The sequence below is a fragment of the Labrys sp. Lb11 genome (assembly GCF_057554225.1).
On record NZ_BAAJOT010000002.1, the window covers coordinates 649686 to 668556 of the forward strand.

Here is an 18871-nt window from a genome sequence, read left to right on the forward strand (position 1 = left end):
CAACCTTCTCGCGGGCCTGTTCCTTGTCGATCGTCGCAGCGCTGCATCACCGCACCACCTACAGCTACGACCGTCCGGTCTCGCTCGGCCCCCAGGTCATCCGCCTGCGGCCGGCCCCCCACGCGCGCACCCGGATCATCAGCTATGCGCTGAAGGTCGAGCCGGCCGGGCACTTCATCAACTGGCAGCAGGACCCGCACGGCAACTGGCTGGCCCGCTTGGTCTTTCCCGAGCAGGCCACCCGCCTCGACATCCAGGTCGACCTCGTCGCCGACATGGCCGTGGTCAACCCGTTCGACTTCTTCGTCGAGGAGACCGCCGAAAAATTCCCCTTCGCCTATCCGGCCGAGTTGAAGCACGAACTCGCGCCCTATCTCGAGCTCGATCCGGCCGGCGGCCCGCTCGACGCCTTCATGGCCACGGTCGACAGGAGCGCCCCCAGCACCGTCAACTTCCTGGTCGACCTGAACCAGCGGCTGCAGCAGGACATCTCCTACACCGTGCGCATGGAGCCGGGCGTGCAGACCCCGGACGAGACGCTGACGCTGGGCTCCGGCTCCTGCCGCGACACCGGCTGGCTCATGGTGCAGATCCTGCGGCGCCTGGGCATCGCCGCCCGCTTCGTCTCCGGCTATCTCATCCAGCTCAAGCACGACCTCAAGGCGCTGGACGGCCCGCGCGGCACCGACACCGACTTCACCGACCTGCACGCCTGGTGCGAGGCCTATATCCCCGGCGCCGGCTGGATCGGCCTCGACCCCACCTCCGGCCTGCTCACCGGCGAGGGCCACATCCCGCTCGCCTCGACGCCGCATTACGGCTCGGCCGCGCCGATCACCGGCTCGATCAGCGCCTTCGGCCCGGTGAACACCGAGTTCGGCTTCGAGATGAGCGTGACGCGCATCGCCGAAACCCCGCGCATCACCCTGCCCTTCTCGGAGGCGAGCTGGCAGGCCCTCGACGCCCTCGGCGAGATCGTCGATCGCGATCTCGCTGCGCAGGACGTGCGCCTGACCCTCGGCGGCGAGCCGACCTTCGTCTCGATCGACGACTATCAGGGCGAGGAATGGAACACCGCCGCCGTCGGTCCGGCCAAGCGGGGCCTCGCCGACTCGCTGGTTCGCCGCCTTCAGGCCTCCTTCGCCCCCGGCGGCTTCCTGCATCACGGCCAGGGCAAGTGGTATCCCGGAGAAAGCCTGCCGCGCTGGGCCTTCGCGCTCTACTGGCGCAAGGACGGCCAGCCGATCTGGCGCAACCCCGAGCGCATCGCCCGCGAACCCGGGCCGCCCCGGAACGGCCAGCGCCGCCGGGAGGATCCGCGGCCGATCCGCATCCTGGCCCAGGGCGTCGCCGAGCGGCTCGGCATCGGCTCCGACTATGTCGTCCCCGCCTACGAGGACACGGCGCACTGGCTGATGCAGGAAGCCAGCCTGCCCGACAATGTCGACCCGATCGATTCCCGGCTGAAGGACCCTGAGGAGCGGGCCCGCATCGCCCGCGTCTTCGACCGCGGCTTCGACCAGCCGGCCGGCTATGTCCTGCCGGTGCAGAAGTGGAACGCCGATGCGCGCGGCGGCGGCGACTGGATCAGCGAGCACTGGAGGCTCAGGCGCGGCCGGCTGTTCCTGGTGCCCGGGGATTCGCCGGTCGGCTTCCGCATGCCGCTGTCCTCCCTGCCCCATGTTCCCGCCGCCTCCTATCCCTACATGGTCGAGGCCGACCCGCTCGCCCCGCGCGGCGACCTGCCGACGCGCGACGCCCTCAGCCAGCCCCATCGCAAGGTCGAGGCCCCCGCCGAAGTCCGCCAGCAGCAGGTCGGGCAGGAGGCGGCCGCCGACATGGTGTTCGGCGTGGTGCGCACCGCCATCGCCTTCGAGATGCGCGACGGCGTGCTCTGCGCCTTCATGCCGCCGGTGAAGACCATCGAGGACTACCTGGACCTGCTGGCCGCGGTCGAGGACACCGCCGAGGCGGAGGATCTCGCCGTCCACATCGAGGGCTATCCCCCGCCCTTCGACCCGCGCATCGACGTGATCAAGGTGACGCCCGATCCCGGCGTGATCGAGGTCAACGTCCAGCCCGCCTCCTCCTGGCGCGACTGCGTGCGCATCACGCAGACGCTCTACGAGGATGCGCGCCAGACCCGCCTCGGCGCCGAGAAGTTCATGGTCGACGGCCGCCATGTCGGCACCGGCGGCGGCAACCACGTGGTGCTCGGCGGCTCGACGCCGGCCGACAGCCCGTTCCTGCGCCGCCCGGACCTCTTGAAGAGCCTGGTGCTGTACTGGCAGCGCCACCCCTCGCTCTCCTACCTGTTCGCCGGCCTGTTCATCGGCCCGACCAGCCAGGCGCCCCGCATCGACGAGGCCCGGCACGACGGCCTCTACGAACTGGAGATCGCCCTGGCGCAGGTCGAAGGCCCCGGCGGCCTGACCCCGCCGCCCTGGCTGGTCGACCGCCTGTTCCGCAACCTCCTGGTCGACGTCACCGGCAACACCCACCGCTCCGAGATCTGCATCGACAAGCTCTATTCGCCCGACGGCACCGCCGGCCGGCTCGGCCTTTTGGAGTTCCGCTCCTTCGAGATGCCGCCGGACCACCGCATGAGCCTGGCCCAGCAACTGCTGTTGCGGGCGCTGGTCGCCTGGTTCTGGCGCGAGCCGCAGACCGGCGGCTTCACCCGCTGGGGCACGTCGCTGCACGACCGCTTCATGCTGCCGCATTTCGTCTGGGCGGATTTCCTGGAGGTGCTGGGCGACCTCGACCGCGCCGGCTACGCCTTCGACCCCGTCTGGTACGAGGCGCAGCGCGAGTTCCGCTTCCCGCTCTGCGGCAGCGTCGACCGCCATGGCGTCGACATCGAGATCCGCCAGGCGCTCGAGCCCTGGCATGTCCTGGGCGAAGAGGGCGCGGCCGGCGGCACCGTGCGCTACGTCGACAGCTCCGTCGAGCGCCTGCAGGTCAAGATCGACGGCTTCAATCCGCAGCGCCATGTCGTCGCCTGCAACGGCCGCCGCGTGCCGCTGAAGCCGACGGGCCGTGCCGACGAGGCGGTGGCGGGCGTGCGCTTCAAGGCCTGGCAGCCCGCCTCCGGCCTGCATCCGGCCATTCCCGTGCATGCGCCGCTCACCTTCGACGTGATCGACGGATGGTCGAACCGCTCGCTGGGCGGCTGCGTCTATCACGTCGCCCATCCCGGCGGGCGCAGCCACGATACCTTCCCGGTCAACGCCTACGAGGCCGAGGCCCGGCGCCTGGCCCGCTTCGAGAGCATCGGCCACACGCCCGGCCCGATCGCCCCGCCGCCGCTCGAGCCCTCGCTCGAATTCCCGCTGACCCTGGATCTGCGGCGGCCGCGCGGATGAGGGCTCGCACCGCACCGCCGGCAGGCCGGCAGTCGACTGCTTCAGGCGCGACGCCAGCCGATCCCTTCCCCCGTCAAGCCGGAATGACTCCGGCGTCGCCGCGAGGCTGGAGCTGCGGCGTCCCGCACAGGCGCCAGGCTCGACGCCCAACCGTTTCACCCGTTCGCGAACAGGCCCCTGGGGCCGCAGCGCCCGCCCATGCTCTCCGCCCCTAAATCCGCGGCCTGGAGCCGCCTGTTAGCCGGCTACTCACCTATTGCCGATACTGCGGATGAGCTCGTCGATGCGCGCGGGCAGGTCCGCACGCATTGGGCACCGGTGCTCGCCGACCTTGCCCGCGCCGGCAGCGCGGGCGTGCGGCAGCGCTTTGCCCGGGCCGACCGGCATCTGCGGGACTCCGGCGTCTACTACCGCATCTATGATGCAGAGGACGGCGGCGAGCGGCCCTGGCCGCTCGCCCATGTGCCGCTGGTCATCCCGGCCACGGAATGGCGTGGCATCGAGGCCGGCGTGATCCAGCGCGCCCGGCTGCTGGAAATGATCCTGGCCGACCTCTACGGCCCGGCCCGGCTGGTGCGCGAGGGTGCGCTGCCGGCCGCCGTCGTCGCCGGCAACCCCGCCTTCCTGCGCCCGCTCGCCGGGGTGATGCAGAAGGGCGGCGAGCATCTGCTGGTCCATGCCGTCGATCTCGCCCGCGCCCGGGACGGACGCTGGTGGGTGCTCGGCGATCGCTGCCAAGCGCCGTCCGGCATGGGCTATGCCGTGGAGAACCGGCTGGCCATCTCCAGCGCCCTGCCCGCCCTTTATCGCGACATGCATGTCGAACGGCTTGCCGGTTTCTTCCAGGCCATGCGCAGCGCCCTCGCCGCCAAGGCCGGGCGCGAGGGCTCGCGCATCGGGCTGCTGACGCCCGGACCGGCCAATGAGACCTATTTCGAGCACGCCTATCTCGCCCGCTATCTCGGTTTCCTGCTGGTCGAGGGCGGCGACCTCACCGTGCAGGACGATGTCGTCTATGTCCGCACCATCGAGGGGCTGAAGCGCATCGACGTGCTGCTGCGCCGCCTCGACGCCGAATATTGCGACCCGCTCGAGCTCGCCTCGTCCTCGCGCATCGGCGTGCCCGGACTGGTGCAGGCGGTGCGTGCCGGCTCGGTGGCGCTCGCCAACAGCCTCGGCGCCGGCCTGGTCGAGGCCCGCGCCATGCTGGCCTTCATTCCGGCCCTGGCGCGACGCCTCCTGGGCGAGGATCTGCTCCTGCCCAATGTCGCCACCTGGTGGTGCGGCGATGCGACGGTGCGCGCCGGGGTGCGCGAGCGCCTCGGCGAACTGGCGGTGTCGCCCGCCTTCGCCCGGCCGCTGCCCGGGCTGGCGCGCGACGGCGGCCCACCGGCCGCCGGCCTCGACGGACTGGTCGAAGCCCACGCCCTCGACATCGTGGCGCAGGAGGTGGTCAAGCTCTCCACCATGCCGGTGTGGACCGGCGACCGGCTGGAGCCGCGCCCCTTCACCCTGCGTGTCTTCGCCGTCGCCACGCCGCAGGGCTGGCGCGTCATGCATGGCGGCTTCTGCCGCGTCGCCGACAGCGGCGATGCCCACGCCCTCTCCATGCAGCGCGGCGGCCGTTCCGCCGACGTCTGGGTCACCGCCGACGGTCCGGTCGAGACCGTGTCGCTGCTGCCCCAGCCCGGCCGCGTCGCCATTCGCCGCCGCCTCGGCCATCTGCCGAGCCGCGCCGCCGACAACCTGTTCTGGTTCGGGCGCTATCTCGAGCGCATCGAAGCGACGCTGCGCCTGGTGCGCGCCCTGGCCGAGCTCGCCGTGGAGGCACCGGACGAAACCGGCGACGCCCCGGCGCGCCTCGCCAACCTGCTGATCTCCTGGGGCGCTGCGGCGCGCGACGCCGACAACCTCGCCGCCCCGCGCAAGGTGCTGGCCCGGCTCGGCGGCGGCCTCACCGTCGACGCCGACGAGGTCGTCCGCCAGGCCCTCGGCGGCGAGGGTATCGGCGCGGTGCCGGTGATGGTGCGAGCCGCCGGCCGCACCGCCTCGGTCATCCGCGAACGCCTGTCGCCCGACGCCACCCGTGCCCTGGCCGACCTGCGCCAGGGCATCGAGGACGACGCCGAGCTTGCGCCGGTCGACCGAGCCGACCGGGCGCTGCGCGTCCTCGCCGCCCTGTCGGGCCTGGCGCAGGAGAACATGAACCGCATCTCCGGCTGGCGCTTCATGCAGATCGGGCGGCGCATCGAGCGCGGCGCCCTCACTTGCCGCATGGCGCGGCGGCTCGCCGATCCCGACGCCTCCGAGGGCGCCCTCGACGCCCTGCTGAAGGTCACCGACAGCCGCATCACCTATCGCGCCCGTTACCTGATGGGCACGCTGCGCCTGCCGGTGCTCGACCTGGTCCTGCTCGACGACGGCAATCCGCGCTCCGTGGCGTTCCAGCTGGAACGCCTGGCCGACCACCTCGCCCACCTTCCCGACCTCGCCGGCGAGGGCAGCATCGACCCGCCGGGCAAGACCATCCGCACCCTGAGGACAGCCGTCGAGGTCAGCGAAGCCCGGGATGTGGACGAGACGATGATCCTGTCGATCGAGAACCGGCTCTTCGCCCTCTCCGACGAAGTCACGGCCCGCTACTTCGGCCAGGGCGAGGCTCCGGTGGAGACGCAGGAAGGCCTGGGCTGATGCGCTATACCGTGCGCCACACCACTCTCTACAGCTACCCCGCCGACGTCTCCTCGGGGCGCTGCGTGCTCCACCTCCTGCCCGCCACCGAGGGCCGGCAGCATGTGCTGTCGGCGTCTCTGGCCATCGACCCGCACCCCGTCGAATATGTCGAGACGCAGGACTTCTTCGGCAACCGCACCACTCACGTCCGCTTCTCCGAGCCGGCGGCGCGGCACCGCTTCGAGTCGCGGGTGCGGGTCGAGGTGCAGCCGTTCGAGCCGCCGCACGCCCTGCTGACGCCGGCCTGGGAGGAAGCGGCCTGCGAAGCCCTCGCCATGGCCGACCTGTCGCGCACCGCGCCGGTCCACGGCCTCTTCCCCAGCCGACATGTGCCGCTGCTCGCCGCGGCACGGGATTATGCGCGGGTGTCCTTCGCCCCCGGGCGACCGGTGCTGGATGCTGCCGTCGAGCTGATGACGCGAATCCGGGACGAGTTCGTCTACGATGCCGGCGCCACCGACGTCTCCACCCCGCTCGAGACACTGGCCGAGCGCCGACACGGCGTCTGCCAGGACTTCGCCCATTGGATGATCGCCGGCCTGCGCGGGCTCGGCGTCCCGGCCGCCTATGTCAGCGGCTATCTCAGAACCCGCCCGCCGCCGGGCCAGCCGCGCCTGATCGGCGCCGACGCCACCCATGCCTGGGTCTCGGCCTGGTGCGGCGGCGCCGCCGGCTGGGTCGACCTCGACCCGACCAACGCCGTCCTCGCCGGCGAGGACCATATCCGCCTCGCCGTCGGCCGCGACTATGCCGACGTCGCTCCGGTGGACGGCGTGATCATGGCATCGGCCGGCCACACCCTGCGCGTTTCCGTCGACGTGGCGCCGGATTGAGAGGCCGGCGCCACGGATGCGTCGCCGCCCGTGCCCTCAGTTGATCGGCGCTCCCGAATGCGGCAGCGTCAGCGGCGCCACGACGATGCGGTCGGCATCGGCCGTGCAGGCGATGCCGAGGGCATCGCCGTTGCCGGCAGCGACCTCGGCGCGGTCGGCCGCCTTGATGGTGAGGGTGACGCGCTGCGGAGCCATCACCAGGCGCTCGTCGTTCGCGAGCGCCACCATGACGGTTACGGAGCAGGCGCCGTTTTCCGGCAGGAAATAGCCGATGAAACGTTTGTCGCCGACGATCTGGCTGAAACCCTGGATCGGCTTGTAGGTCGTAACGGTGGCCAGAAGCGCGGAATGACCGGTCGTCCCGGCATTGGCGGCGCCGGACAACGCAACGGAAGCGGCGACGGCCAGCAATGCATGGCGAAGCATGTCTGAACCTCTTCGGTTGGATTGAATTGTCGGAATCCCAATGGCCGGGGTCCGGCTCAGCATGGGCATGTCCGGTTCTAGGCCCGCCGCCGGCCCAGATCTGTGCCGCTTCACACAGGCCGCGTCCCCCTGACCATGTGGTGTTACCTTTGTTACAGCGGGCTTTGCCAACGGCGCCCGATCGGACGTCGCGGACGGACGCACGAGGATGCTCCGGCCTCGACATTCCCGGCGCGTCTGCCCATCCTGAGAGCCATGGCAGACAGGCAGTTCCAGCGCGATTCGGGCGCTCAGCGGCAGGCGGCGCAGCCGGGCGAGGCTCCGGCGGAACGCACGCTGTCGGGCGTCATCGACCGCGTCACCTACCACAACGAGGAGAACGGCTTTGCCGTGCTCCGGGTCAAAGCCAAGGGCCGCAAGGATCTGGCAACCGTCGTCGGCCGCATCGCCGCCGTGGCGCCGGGCGAGCGGCTGGAAGCCACCGGCCAATGGGTGATCGACCGCGACCGCGGCCCGCAGTTCAAGGCCGATACGATCGAGACCACGCCGCCGGCCTCCGCCAGCGGCATCGAGCGCTATCTCGCCTCCGGCCTGGTGCGCGGCATCGGCCAGGAGACCGCCAAGAAGCTGGTCGCAGCCTTTGGCCGCGACACGCTGAAGGTGCTGGACTCGGAGCCCGAACGGCTTGCCGCCGTGCCGGGCCTCTCCGCCGAGCGGGTGCGGCGCATCCGCGAGGGCTGGACGGCGCAGCAGGGCTTCCGCGACGTGCTGCTCTTCCTCACCGAGCACGGCCTCGGCCCGACCCGGGCCGCCAAGGTGCAGAAGGTGTTCGGGCCGCGGGCCATCGAGCTGATCCGGGAAGACCCCTATCGCCTCGCCCGCGAGATCAAGGGTTTCGACTTCCAGACCGCCGACCAGTTCGCCATGAGCCTGGGGCGCGAGCGCGAGGATCCGGCACGGCTGGCGGCCGGGCTCTATTCCGCCCTGCAGGAAGGCGCGATGAACGGCCATTGCGGCGTGCCGCGCGAGGTTCTGTTCGAGCGTGCCGCCCGGTTGCTCGGGGTCGACGACAGCCTGCTCGATGAGGCCACCTCCCGCTTCCTGCAGACGCGCACCATCATCGCCGACACCATCGAGGGCAAGCCGTCCTACTTCCTGCCGCCGCTGTGGAAGGCCGAGAACGCCGTCGCCGAGCGGCTGAAGCTCCTGGCGGGCGGCCATCCGCCCTGGCGGCAGGACGGCCTGTCGCATGCGGTGCTGGCGGCCGAGGCGCGCACCGGCAAGCGCCTCGCCCCGGCGCAGGCCCTGGCGGTCGAGACCGCCCTCGCCTCCAAATGCCTGGTGATCACCGGCGGCCCCGGCGTCGGCAAGACCACCATCATCGACACCATCCTCAAGGCGCTGGAGGCGCGCGAGGTCGACGTCGCCCTGTGCGCGCCCACCGGTCGCGCCGCCAAGCGCATGTCCGAGAGCACCGGCCGGGAAGCCAAGACCATCCACCGCCTGCTGGAGATCGACCCTGTCACCGGGCAGTTCCGCCGCCAGAGGAGCTACCCGCTCGGCATCGACCTCGTCATCGCCGACGAGGCGAGCATGATCGATGCGGAGCTGATGCAGGCCCTGCTCGACGCCCTGCCGCCGCATGCGGCGCTGATCCTGGTCGGCGATTCCGACCAGTTGCCCTCGGTCGGGCCGGGCCAGGTGCTGGCCGACATCATCGCCTCCGAGGCCGTCACCGTGGTGCGGCTGACCGAGGTGTTCCGCCAGGCCGGCGAGAGCCGGATCATCGCCGCCGCCCATGCCGTGAACGAGGGCGTCGTGCCCGAGGGTGCGAGAAGCCCGGACGAGGGCGACTTCTTCGTGGTCGAGATGAACTCGGCCGAGGACGGCGTGCAGAAGATCGTCGAGATCGTCACCAGCCGCCTGCCGCGCCGCTTCGGCCTCGACCCCGTGCGCGAGGTCCAGGTGCTGACGCCGATGAACCGCGGTCCGCTCGGCTCGCTCGCCCTGACCCAGGCGCTGCGCGAAGTGCTGAACCCGGCCCGGGAGGGCGCCATCGTCCGCGAGTTCGGCACCTTCGCCCCGCAGGACAAGGTGATGCAGACCGACAACGACTATGAGAAGGAGGTGTTCAACGGCGACATCGGCTACGTCAAGTCGACGGACCCGCGCGCCGGCACGCTCACGGTCAGCTATGACGGCCGCGACGTGCTCTACACCGCCGACCAGCTCGACAGCCTGGTGCCGGCCTACGCCACCACCATCCACAAGGCCCAGGGCTCGGAATATCCGGCCGTGGTGATCGCGCTCGCCAACGGCCACTACCCCATGCTGGCGCGAAACCTGCTCTACACCGCCATCACGCGCGGCAAGCGCCTGGTGGTGCTGGTCACGGAACGGCGGGCGCTGCGCATGGCGGCCGAGGATGCCATGGGGCGCAAGCGCTGGACGCGGCTGCGCGAGAAGCTGGCATCCTGACGCCGGCACCGACGGAGGCTCGCCATGACATCCTACTGGCCCTCGCTCCTCGGCGGCATGCTGATCGGCCTTTCCGCCGCCATGCTGCTGCTCGTCAACGGCCGCATCGCCGGCATCAGCGGCATCGTCGGCCGCCTTGCCCAGGGCGCCCAGGTCCCGGTCAACGCCGCCTTCGTGGCCGGCCTCATGGCGGGTCCGCTGCTCTTCCTCGCCGCCTTCGGCCGCTGGCCGGCGGTAACCATTCCGGTGTCCTGGCCGCTGATCGTCCTGGCCGGCCTCCTCGTCGGCTTCGGCACCCGCATGGGCTCGGGCTGCACCAGCGGCCACGGCGTCCTCGGCCTCGCCCGCCTGTCGCCGCGATCCATGGCCGCCGTCGCCACCTTCCTGGCAACGGGCGTCGCCACCGTCACCGCGATGCGGATGGCCGGGCTATGAACGCCGCGCCGCTCCGCATCCTGGCCGCGGGGGTCTCGGGCGCGCTCTTCGGCTTCGGCCTGTCGCTCTCCGGCATGCTCGACCCCGTGCGCGTGCGCGGCTTCCTCGACATCGGCGGCGCCTGGGATCCGAGCCTCGCCTTCGTCCTCGCCGGCGCGGTCGCCGTCGCCTTCATCGGCGTCGGGCTATCGCGCCGCATGCGAGGGCCGCTGCTCGACCAGACGTTCCATATGCCGGCGGCCACGCGTATCGACCGGCCGCTCATCCTCGGCTCGGCGCTGTTCGGCGTCGGCTGGGGCATGGCCGGCTTCTGCCCCGGGCCGGCGCTTGCCTCGCTGAGCCTCGGCCTGCCGCCGACGATCCTGTTCGTGGCCGCCATGCTCGTCGGCATGGTGGCGCACGACCGCTGGTTCGCCGCCCGCCGCGACCGATCCGGCACCTGATTGCGCATCCGCCTGTTCCGCCGCGCACTTTGTCGCCGCCACATCCTTGGGTAAGGTCACGCGCGAATCCGGCGGCGGTGTTGGAGAGAAACGATGCGGATGACGATGGCCCTCGGTCTGGCGATGCTCGCCGCCGCAAGCGCCGGGCCGGCCCTGGCCCAGACCAAGCCGGCGGATGCCCCCAAGCCCGCCGCGGCCAAGCCGGCCGACGCCGGCTTCGACCTCGCCAAGACCGCGGCCGACGCGCTCGGCCCCGAGGCCGTCGCCGCCATCCAGCGCGACCTGATCTGGACGGGCGACCTCAACAGCCTGGCCTCCGGCGAGTTCGGCAAGCGGACTTATGACGGCATCCGCGCCTTCCAGAAGCGGCTCAAGACCAAGGACACCGGCATCCTGCTGCCGGCCGAACGCGACCAGCTCGGCAAGGCTGCCGCCAAGGCCCTTGCCGCCTATGGCTTCAAGGCCGTCACCGCCCAGGGCGTCACGGTCGGCTATCCCGCCAAGCTGCTGACGAAGAAGACGCCGACCGAGCACGGCGTCAAATACGCCTCCCCCACCGGCAACGTCACCGTCGACATCCTGCGCTATCCCGTCGCCGAGGAGGCGTTCGAGGCGTTGTTCGCCCGGCTCAAGGCCGAGCGGCCCGGCCGCAAGGTGCCCTATTCGCTGCTCCGGCCGGATTTCTTCGTCATCTCCGGCACGGTCGACGGCATGAGCTTCTACATGCGCTTCCTCAGGACCGGCAGCGACAGCCGCGGCTTCGTCGTCGGCTGGGATCCAACGCTGTCGCCGGGCTTCGACCGCATCCCGATCGCCATGGCGGGCTCCCTGACGCTGGAGGGAGCGCCGCCGCAGGCCCCGGCCGCGCTGCAGCAGCCGGCCCAGCAGGCTCCGGCGACCCCGCCGCCCCCCGCCAAGCCGGCCGGCCCGCCCGTGCCGCTCGCGGCCGGCGCCCCGCCTACGCCGAAGAGCGGCGTCGGCTTCCTCGTGTCGTCCAGGGGCGACGTGCTGACCTCGGCCGCGCTCGTCGCCGGCTGCACCACGGTGGCCACGGCCGACGGCGCCAAGGCGCGGGTGGTGGCCGGCGACGCCGCCAACGGCCCGGCCCTCGTCCGCCTGCCGGCGCCGGCCAAGGCTGCGCCCCTGCCGCTGCGCCTCGCCCCGCTCGGCGTGGGCGAAGCGGTGGACGTGATCGGCTCCGGCGGCCGCAGCGCCACCACGGTCGCCGCCCTGGCCGGCCCGGGCGACGACACGCGCCGCCTGACCCTCGCCGCCGCCACGCCCGGCGGCGTGTTCGACGCCAAGGGCGCCCTCGCCGGCCTGGTCGCCTCGGACGCCGCCCCCGTGGCGCTGAAGCCCCTGTTCCTCTCCGCCTTCCTGCGCGCCAACGGCGCGGCGCTCGCCACGGCGGAGAGCGGCGATCCCGCCGGCGCCGCGGTGGCGCTGACCTGCACGCCGGGGACATAGCCGATCCGCCATCGCACGATCGCCAGCGCAGTCTTCCCCGGCCGAAGCCGCGGGCGCGTCGGCCGGCTCCGAGGGCGTTGTCCGACCGCAGCTTCGTGCTAAAGCTGTCGCAGCAGGGAATTTCTCGACGATGCCTTCGGCCGCGCCCCCGAGCCTCGGTGCCTTCCTGGAGGTTCTGCAAGCCGCGATGGTGGTTCGCGCCGGGGACAAGGGTCCGCAGGAGGCGGCCTGTCGCCCGATCTTCGCCGGTGCCCATGGCGGCGCGGCGGATCGATCGCCGGCCCGGACGCCACGGCCTCCGGCATGCGCGCATCTCGACCGGTGCCATCGCGAGCTCGACGCAGCCGAAGCGCCCGTCCGCCGCCGCGTTTCGCGCCATCGAGCCGGAGCTGCGCCGGCATAGCCGCGGCGACCCCACCCTGCCTCCCTGGCCGAGGCCTACGCCGACGCGATGATCATCGGTCCGGGCGGGATCGCGCCGAGCGACACGGTGGAGATCGGCGTATCCGTGATGGCGCCCCACACCACCTATCCCGACCATCGGCATCCGCCGGAAGAGCTCTACATCGCCCTGTCTGGCGGCCAATGGTGACAGGAGGCGGGCGCCTGGAACCGCCCCGGCATCGGCGGGCTGATCCACACCCCGCCAACATCATCCACGCCATGCGCACGGACGAGAAGCCGTTCCTGGCGATCTGGTGCCTGCCGCTCGACTGAGCGGGCCTCCGCGCCACGGCGAACACCCGGCTCACATCCGCTCCACCTCGTAGCCCTGCTTGTGCACGGCGCTCTCCAGCTTCAGCAGCTTCAGGAGGGCGACCAGTTCGGGCAGCGGCTCGGCGATCACGAACACGGTGCCGTGGGTGTCGAAGCGGATGAGGCGACAGGGGTGGGACAGGTCCGGGCCGGCTTCGACGACGTCGTCGGCCTCGACGCCTTGCGCGAACAGGGCGGCCGCAAGCGTACGAACCGGGATATCGGGCGGACAGGCGAGAACTCCGTCGACGAGGTCGATCGCGCGGCCGCCCGCGGCAAGGCCATCGGCCGGCCGCCGCGCAAGGCGGATCCAGCGTCCGCTCACCGCTCCTCGCGGTAGAAGGCCGCCGCGTCGGCGGTGAAGGCGGTGCGGGCGTCGGGCGTGAAATAGAACATATGGCCGCCGGGATAGAGCTTGAGCGCGGTGCGGCCCGCCGGGCCGATTGGCGGCAGGTGGTCGAGGACGTATCGGCTGACCGAATAGGGTGTCACCGCGTCGCTGCGCCCGTGCACCACCAGGAGGCGCAGCCCGGGATTGAGCGCCAGCGCCTCGCGCAGATCCCGGCCGATGCTCGCCTGGCCGAGCCCGCCGTCCCGGCCCCAGTCCCACTTCTGGGCCACCTCCCGGTTGAGCAGGTTGAAGGTCAGATCCGTGCGAAAGCCGAGCACGTCGCGGGCATAGCCGACGAACAGGCCGCCCAGCGCCTGAGTATAGCCGTCGAGAACCGCATCCGGGCCGTCGTCGGAGAGCGACTCCGGATACGGGTCGGGCGCGGACGAGGCCGCGTCATAGGGGCTGGCGATCCGGCTCTCCCCCTCGTCCTCGCGCTTGACATAGGCGTCGCGGATGAAGCCGCGCGTGCGCACGACGTCGGCAAGCGGCACGCCGCTGAGCTCGGCCACGCGCCGATAGAAGCGGCCGGCGGCCTCGCCCTCCGGCGGGCGTCCGGCCAGGGTGGTGAGATAGTCGGTCAGGGCGAACCGCTCCGCCTCCGCCAGCGCTTCCGGCGTGAACCGGCCGCGGCGGTCGAGTTCGGCCGCCGCCAGCGAGGGCAACTGCAGCGCGGCGCCGAGCGGGAAACGGCTGGCGCCGAACTGCAGCGGCCCTTCCAGGAAGGGCGAGACCATGACGATGCCGTCGAGGACGATGCCCTGGTCCTGCTGCAGCGCCCGCGCCACCTTCACGCTGCGAAATCCGCCATAGCTCTCGCCGAGCAGGTATTTCGGCGAGCCGGTGCGGCCGGTCTTGGCGAGGTAGAGCGCCACCGCCTTGGCGAGCGCCTGCGCGTCCGCCCGCACGCCCCAATGGTCGCCGGCCTTGTCCGATTTGGCGGCGCGGCTCCAGCCGGCCCCGACCGGATCGATCATCACCAGGTCGGTGAAGGCGAGCCAGCTGTCGGGATTGTCGTGCAGGCGGGCCTTCGCGGCATCCCTGTCCGGGCCGAGATCGGCCACCTTGGGGCCGACCAGGCCGAGATGCAGATAGGCGGAGGCGGCGCCCGGGCCGCCGTTGAACACGAAGGTCACGGGGCGCGTCTCGGCCGGCTCGCCCTTGGCGACATAGGCCGTGTAGACGATCGCCGCCGACCGCTCGCCGTTCGGATCGAACAGCGCCAGCGTGCCCATCGTCGCCGTATAGTCGAGCCGCCGGCCGCCGAGATCGAGGCTGTGCTCGGTGACGGCGTCGGCCGGCAGCAGCCCGAGGATGCCGCCTGCAGCGCTCGCCCCGGCAGGCTCTCCGCCCTCGTGGCGCTGCGCCAGGCCGGGCGCGACCATCAGCGAGGCGGCGAGAACGCCGGCGAGAACGGAGCATAACGGAATCCAGCGCAAATCATCCCTCGTCGAGCTCATCGGCCCCCCGGCGAGCCCGGACTGAAGCGAGCCCTGCCGAGGCTGTCAACCCGGTCCCGAGGGCGCGGCCGTCCCGGAGCCGATCCGCAGGCGCCACGGATCGGCGTCGATGCCGAAGCAGCGTCTCGTGGCACTCGCGGCATCGGCAATCATTTTGCGCTCAGGCTGAGCCATGTTACGCAAGGTGATCGCAACAGGGGAACGCCGCCGTGCCCATACCCGCCAGCCAGTCCTTCAGCAGCCTCACCGGAGACCTCGGCACCGGTTCGGTCACTCTGTTCGGCCTGACCCTCTACAGCGACGATCCGGCGGCGACGATCAGCGTGACCGCAGACCATCACCTGTCGTTCGGCACCGGGGCCGGCACGCATGTGGTCGGCTACAAGTCCGCCGACGGCTCCAATTTCAGCCCGACCGGCGGCAACGGGCTCGGATCCTTTTCGGTCTACTCCGCCGGCAGCTACACGGTCGAGCTGCTGCGCGACGGCGTCGTGGTCGCGGGGTCGAGCTTCACGAACACGGTGCCCGTCTTTGCCGACGTGACGGGGCTCAGCTCCAACATCGACGAAGTCCGCTTCACCTATACCGGCGGCAACCTCATCCTCGACGACCTCAACTTCTCGGCGCCGGTCCGGTCGGGGAATGCGCCGCCCGTCGTGGCCGGGCTCTCCGGCGACACGGTGCACTATACGGAGGGCGATGATCCCGTCCTGCTCGACCGCGGCCAGGACGCGACCGTCACCGATGACGCCGACAATTTCAAGGACGGCGCGGTCACCGTCGCCATCACCGCCAACGGCGTCGATGCCGAGGACGTGCTCGGCATCCGCACCGGCAGCGCGATACGGCTCTCCAGCGGCATGTCGGCCGGAAGCATCGTCTCGGTGTCGGGCGTGGCCATCGGCACCATTGAGTTCGGAGCGACCGGCGCCCTCGGCGAGAACCTGACGGTGCAGCTGAACGCGAATGCCGACGCCGCCCGGGTGCAGGCGCTGGTGCAGGCGCTCACCTACACCAACACCAACACGTTCGAGCCCTCGCCCCTGTCGCGCTCGCTCTCGGTGTCGATCCGCGACAGCGAAGGAGGCACGAGCGTGTCGACGGTGACCGTCGACATCACCCCGACGCCGGACGCGCCGGTGCCGGGCAACGACCGGATTTTCGTCTCGAGCGGCACAACCGCCATCCTGCCCCTGACCGACCTCCTGGCGAACGACACCGGCCCCTTCGGCGCGCCCTTGACGATCACCGGCCTCGGCAGCCCGACGGGCGGCACCCTGTTCCAGGATGGAGCCGGCAATTTCGGCTTCACGCCGGCCGGCGACGGTTCGTTCACCTATGCCGTGACCAACGGCGACGGCACCGCCCAGGGCACAGTCGCCGTCACGGTCCTGGCGGTGACGGCCGGGAACGACATCATCGTGGCTCCGACCGGGCCGGGCCAGTTCTCCTACATCGATGCCGCCGGCGGCGACGACACCATCACCGGCGGCGCCGGCCGGGACACACTGCTCGGCGGCGACGGCAACGACCGGATCCGCGGCGGCCTTGATGCCGACAAGATCCTGGGCGGGGCCGGCGACGACACCCTCTTCGGCGACGACGGCCAGGACCGGATCGAGGGCGGCGCCGGCAATGACAGGCTCGACGGCGGCGCAGGTGCCGACGTCCTCGTGGGCGGCGACGGCAACGACACCTATTACGTCGACAATTCCGGCGACGTCGTCGACGAGACCGGCAGCGCCGGCCTCGACAAGGTCTATGCCTCGGTCGGCTTCAGCCTCGCCGACCCGGCCCAGGCCCGCGGTGCCGTCGAGGTCCTGGTGCTGACCGGCTCGGCCGACATCGACGGCGCCGGTAACACCCTGGCCAACGCCCTGACCGGCAACAGCGGTAGAAACGTCCTCAGCGGCGCCGGCGGTGACGACGTGATCACCGCCAATGCTGGCGACGACACCCTGCTGGGCGGCGCCGGCAAGGATGTCCTTAAGGGTGGCGACGGCAACGACCTGCTCAACGGCGGCACGGACGCCGACAAGCTGCTCGGCGGCAACGGCAACGACACCTATTATGTCGACAATTCCGGCGACGTCGTCGACGAGACAGGCGGCACCGGTCTCGACAAGGTCTATGCCTCTGTCGGATTCAGCCTCGCGAGCACGGCCCAGGCCCGCGGCGATGTCGAAAGCCTGGTGCTGACCGGCACGGCCGACATCGACGGCACCGGCAATGCCCTGGCCAACACCCTGACCGGCAACAGCGGCAGGAACGTCCTCAGCGGCGCCGACGGCGACGATTCGCTCACCGCCAATGCCGGCGACGACACCCTGCTGGGCGGCGCCGGCATGGATGTCCTCAGGGGTGGCGACGGCAACGACCTGCTCGACGGCGGCGCGCAGGCGGACAAGTTGATCGGCGGGCTGGGCGCCGACAGCTTCGTCTATACGTCGGCCCTCGACAGCAGGCCAGGCGTCGGCAATTACGACGCCATCCTCGACTTCAGCCATGCCGAGGGCGACAGGATCGACCTTGCCGCGATCGATGCCCAGGCCGGCGTCGCCGGCGACCAGGCCTTCACCTTCGTCGGCACGGCCGCTTTCACTGGCCAAGCCGGCGAGCTGCGCTATGCGGTGCAGGGCGCCGACGTCTTCGTCTATGCCGACACCAACGGCGACGCCGTCGCCGACTTCGCGTTGCGACTCGCCGGCGTCGCCTCCATCGCCTCAGCCGATTTCATCCTGTGAGTCCTGCCGCCGGGCCTTGGAGCGGGATGGGAAGAAGCGGGACGGGCGGGAGGCGCAAGCCAAAGCGTTTTGCGATTTGACGGAATCGCGTCAAGTCGCAAAGACGCGTCGAAACAAGCAGTTGGAGCAAAGCGCGTTTCCACCGAAAGGCGCTTTTCTCTAGACTGGCCCCGGTTCAACCTGCCTGCCAGACGAGGAGCCCCGCGGGGAAATCATGAGCCCCGGACCGGCGAGCCGGTGCGGTCGCTCCGACATGCGGGAGGACGGCCGCAGCGGCACGACCTCCCCGCAGTTTCGCGGGCGCTGGTGCGCCGCGACCGGGCAAGGAGACGCTGCCGAGACAGATGTCCGGGCAGGCCCCATCCCGGCGCCCCTTTCAGGCCGCCACCGCGAAGCAGGCGACGGCTCGGCCCTGCTTGCTCACCAGTTCCGGACGCTCCCTGCGGCACACGTCCATCGCCAGCGGACAGCGCGGGTTGAAGGCGCACCCCGGGGGCGGCGCGAAGGGCGAGGGCAACTCGCCCTGCAGGATGATACGCTGGCGCACCCGTTCCGGATCGGCCTGCGGCGTCGCCGACATCAGCGCCCGTGTGTAGGGGTGCTGCGGGGCGGCGAACAGGGCTTCGCGTGTGCCCATCTCCACGGCGCGGCCGAGATACATCACCATCACGTCATCGGCGATGTGACGCACCACCGACAGGTCGTGGCTGATGAACACATAGGCGAGGCCGAACTCCTGCTGCAACTCGCCGAGCAGGTTGAGCACCTGGGCCCGCACCGACACGTCAAGGGCCGAGACCGGCTCGTCCAGAACCAGGATCTTCGGCCGCAACATCAACGCCCGGGCGATGGCGATGCGCTGGCGCTGGCCGCCGGAGAACATGTGCGGATAGCGCTGCGCCTGGTCAGGCCGCAGCCCGACCCGCGCCATCATCGCCAGCGCCGCATCCTGGCGCTCGGCGGCGCTCATGCGCGTGTTGACCAGCAGCGGCTCCTCCAGCGCCCGCTGGATGGTCTGGCGCGGATTGAGCGAACCGTAGGGGTTCTGGAATACGATCTGGATCTCGCGCCGCAGCACCTTGCGCTGGGCCGAGGTCGCGAGCTTGAGGTCGACGCCGCCGATGGTCAGCGAGCCGCCGCTCGGCGGCTCGATCATGGTCAGGAGGCGGGCGAGGGTCGACTTGCCGCAACCGGACTCGCCGACGACGGCCAGCGTCTTTCCCGGCTGCAGCGAGAAGCTGACTCCGGCCAGCGCCCGCACCGTGCCGGTCGCGCCGAACAGGCCGCGCTTGACCTCGTAGGACCGGGCGAGGTCGCGGGCTTCGAGAAGAGCCGTCATC

At 71.2% G+C, this 18871-nt stretch carries 12 protein-coding genes and 1 pseudogene; 9 read left to right on the top strand and 4 right to left on the bottom strand.

Annotated features, from left to right (window positions below; translation table 11 throughout):
* Window positions 1-23 precede the first annotated feature (23 nt).
* The 3 genes from AC27L4_RS08165 to AC27L4_RS08175 all read left to right on the top strand — a co-directional run bounded on the left by AC27L4_RS08165 (window position 24) and on the right by AC27L4_RS08175 (window position 6931).
* Complete coding sequence (locus AC27L4_RS08165) at window positions 24-3365, top strand: transglutaminase family protein (RefSeq protein WP_487141930.1); 3342 nt, start codon at window positions 24-26, stop codon at window positions 3363-3365.
* Window positions 3366-3683: 318 nt separating this feature from the next.
* A complete protein-coding gene (locus AC27L4_RS08170; protein WP_487141587.1) occupies window positions 3684-6056 on the top strand; it encodes a circularly permuted type 2 ATP-grasp protein in 2373 nt (790 codons plus the stop codon).
* Window positions 6056-6931 (top strand): transglutaminase family protein, encoded by an 876-nt coding sequence (locus AC27L4_RS08175; RefSeq protein ID WP_487141588.1) that lies wholly within the window; start codon window positions 6056-6058, stop codon window positions 6929-6931. Before AC27L4_RS08170 ends, AC27L4_RS08175 begins: the two co-directional genes overlap by 1 nt.
* A 36-nt stretch (window positions 6932-6967) precedes the next feature.
* Here AC27L4_RS08175 and AC27L4_RS08180 read toward each other — a convergent pair whose 3' ends face one another.
* A complete protein-coding gene (locus AC27L4_RS08180; protein WP_487141589.1) occupies window positions 6968-7420 on the bottom strand; it encodes a hypothetical protein in 453 nt (150 codons plus the stop codon).
* A gap of 192 nt (window positions 7421-7612) precedes the next feature.
* On the opposite strand from AC27L4_RS08180, the gene recD2 reads away from it, so the two are divergent.
* The 5 genes and pseudogenes from recD2 to AC27L4_RS08205 all read left to right on the top strand — a co-directional run.
* Window positions 7613-9835: an SF1B family DNA helicase RecD2 gene (gene recD2 / locus AC27L4_RS08185; RefSeq protein ID WP_487141590.1), complete on the top strand. Its 2223-nt coding sequence runs from the start codon at window positions 7613-7615 to the stop codon at window positions 9833-9835.
* A 24-nt stretch (window positions 9836-9859) separates the two neighbouring features.
* Window positions 9860-10270, top strand: a complete 411-nt coding sequence (locus AC27L4_RS08190) for a YeeE/YedE family protein (protein ID WP_487141591.1) — start codon at window positions 9860-9862, stop codon at window positions 10268-10270.
* Window positions 10267-10713, top strand: a complete 447-nt coding sequence (locus tag AC27L4_RS08195) for a DUF6691 family protein (protein WP_487141592.1) — start codon at window positions 10267-10269, stop codon at window positions 10711-10713. Before AC27L4_RS08190 ends, AC27L4_RS08195 begins: the two co-directional genes overlap by 4 nt.
* 93 nt (window positions 10714-10806) lie before the next feature.
* Window positions 10807-12180, top strand: coding sequence for a peptidoglycan-binding protein (locus AC27L4_RS08200; protein ID WP_487141593.1), 1374 nt, complete (start codon window positions 10807-10809; stop codon window positions 12178-12180).
* A gap of 424 nt (window positions 12181-12604) precedes the next feature.
* A pseudogene (locus tag AC27L4_RS08205) lies at window positions 12605-12772 on the top strand (dimethylsulfonioproprionate lyase family protein); the annotation flags it as partial.
* Between the two features lie 156 nt (window positions 12773-12928).
* On the opposite strand, the gene AC27L4_RS08210 reads toward AC27L4_RS08205, so the two are convergent.
* Entirely contained in the window at window positions 12929-13261 is a 333-nt protein-coding gene (locus AC27L4_RS08210; RefSeq protein ID WP_487141594.1) for a hypothetical protein, read from the bottom strand.
* The gene (locus AC27L4_RS08215) at window positions 13258-14712 is read right to left on the bottom strand and encodes a S10 family peptidase (RefSeq protein WP_487141931.1); all 1455 of its coding nucleotides are present in this window, start codon (window positions 14710-14712) and stop codon (window positions 13258-13260) included. The genes AC27L4_RS08210 and AC27L4_RS08215 overlap by 4 nt, the downstream gene beginning before the upstream one ends.
* Before the next feature lie 284 nt (window positions 14713-14996).
* Between AC27L4_RS08215 and AC27L4_RS08220 the strand changes: the two genes are divergently transcribed.
* Entirely contained in the window at window positions 14997-17531 is a 2535-nt protein-coding gene (locus AC27L4_RS08220; RefSeq protein ID WP_487141595.1) for an Ig-like domain-containing protein, read from the top strand.
* Window positions 17532-17907: 376 nt separating this feature from the next.
* Here AC27L4_RS08220 and AC27L4_RS08225 read toward each other — a convergent pair whose 3' ends face one another.
* A complete protein-coding gene (locus AC27L4_RS08225) occupies window positions 17908-18870 on the bottom strand; it encodes a dipeptide ABC transporter ATP-binding protein (protein ID WP_487141596.1) in 963 nt (320 codons plus the stop codon).
* Between the last annotated feature and the right edge of the window lies 1 nt (window position 18871).

Excerpts from the sequence above, each read along its gene's own strand:
- AC27L4_RS08195 (WP_487141592.1), top strand. The coding sequence starts at position 10,267 with ATGAACGCCGCGCCGCTCCGCATCCTGGCCGCGGGGGTCTCGGGCGCG.
- AC27L4_RS08225 (WP_487141596.1), bottom strand. The coding sequence starts at position 18,870 with ATGACGGCTCTTCTCGAAGCCCGCGACCTCGCCCGGTCCTACGAGGTC.
- recD2 (WP_487141590.1), top strand. The coding sequence starts at position 7,613 with ATGGCAGACAGGCAGTTCCAGCGCGATTCGGGCGCTCAGCGGCAGGCG.
- AC27L4_RS08200 (WP_487141593.1), top strand. The coding sequence starts at position 10,807 with ATGCGGATGACGATGGCCCTCGGTCTGGCGATGCTCGCCGCCGCAAGC.
- AC27L4_RS08175 (WP_487141588.1), top strand. The coding sequence starts at position 6,056 with ATGCGCTATACCGTGCGCCACACCACTCTCTACAGCTACCCCGCCGAC.
- AC27L4_RS08215 (WP_487141931.1), bottom strand. The coding sequence starts at position 14,712 with ATGGTCGCGCCCGGCCTGGCGCAGCGCCACGAGGGCGGAGAGCCTGCC.
- AC27L4_RS08190 (WP_487141591.1), top strand. The coding sequence starts at position 9,860 with ATGACATCCTACTGGCCCTCGCTCCTCGGCGGCATGCTGATCGGCCTT.
- AC27L4_RS08180 (WP_487141589.1), bottom strand. The coding sequence starts at position 7,420 with ATGCTGAGCCGGACCCCGGCCATTGGGATTCCGACAATTCAATCCAAC.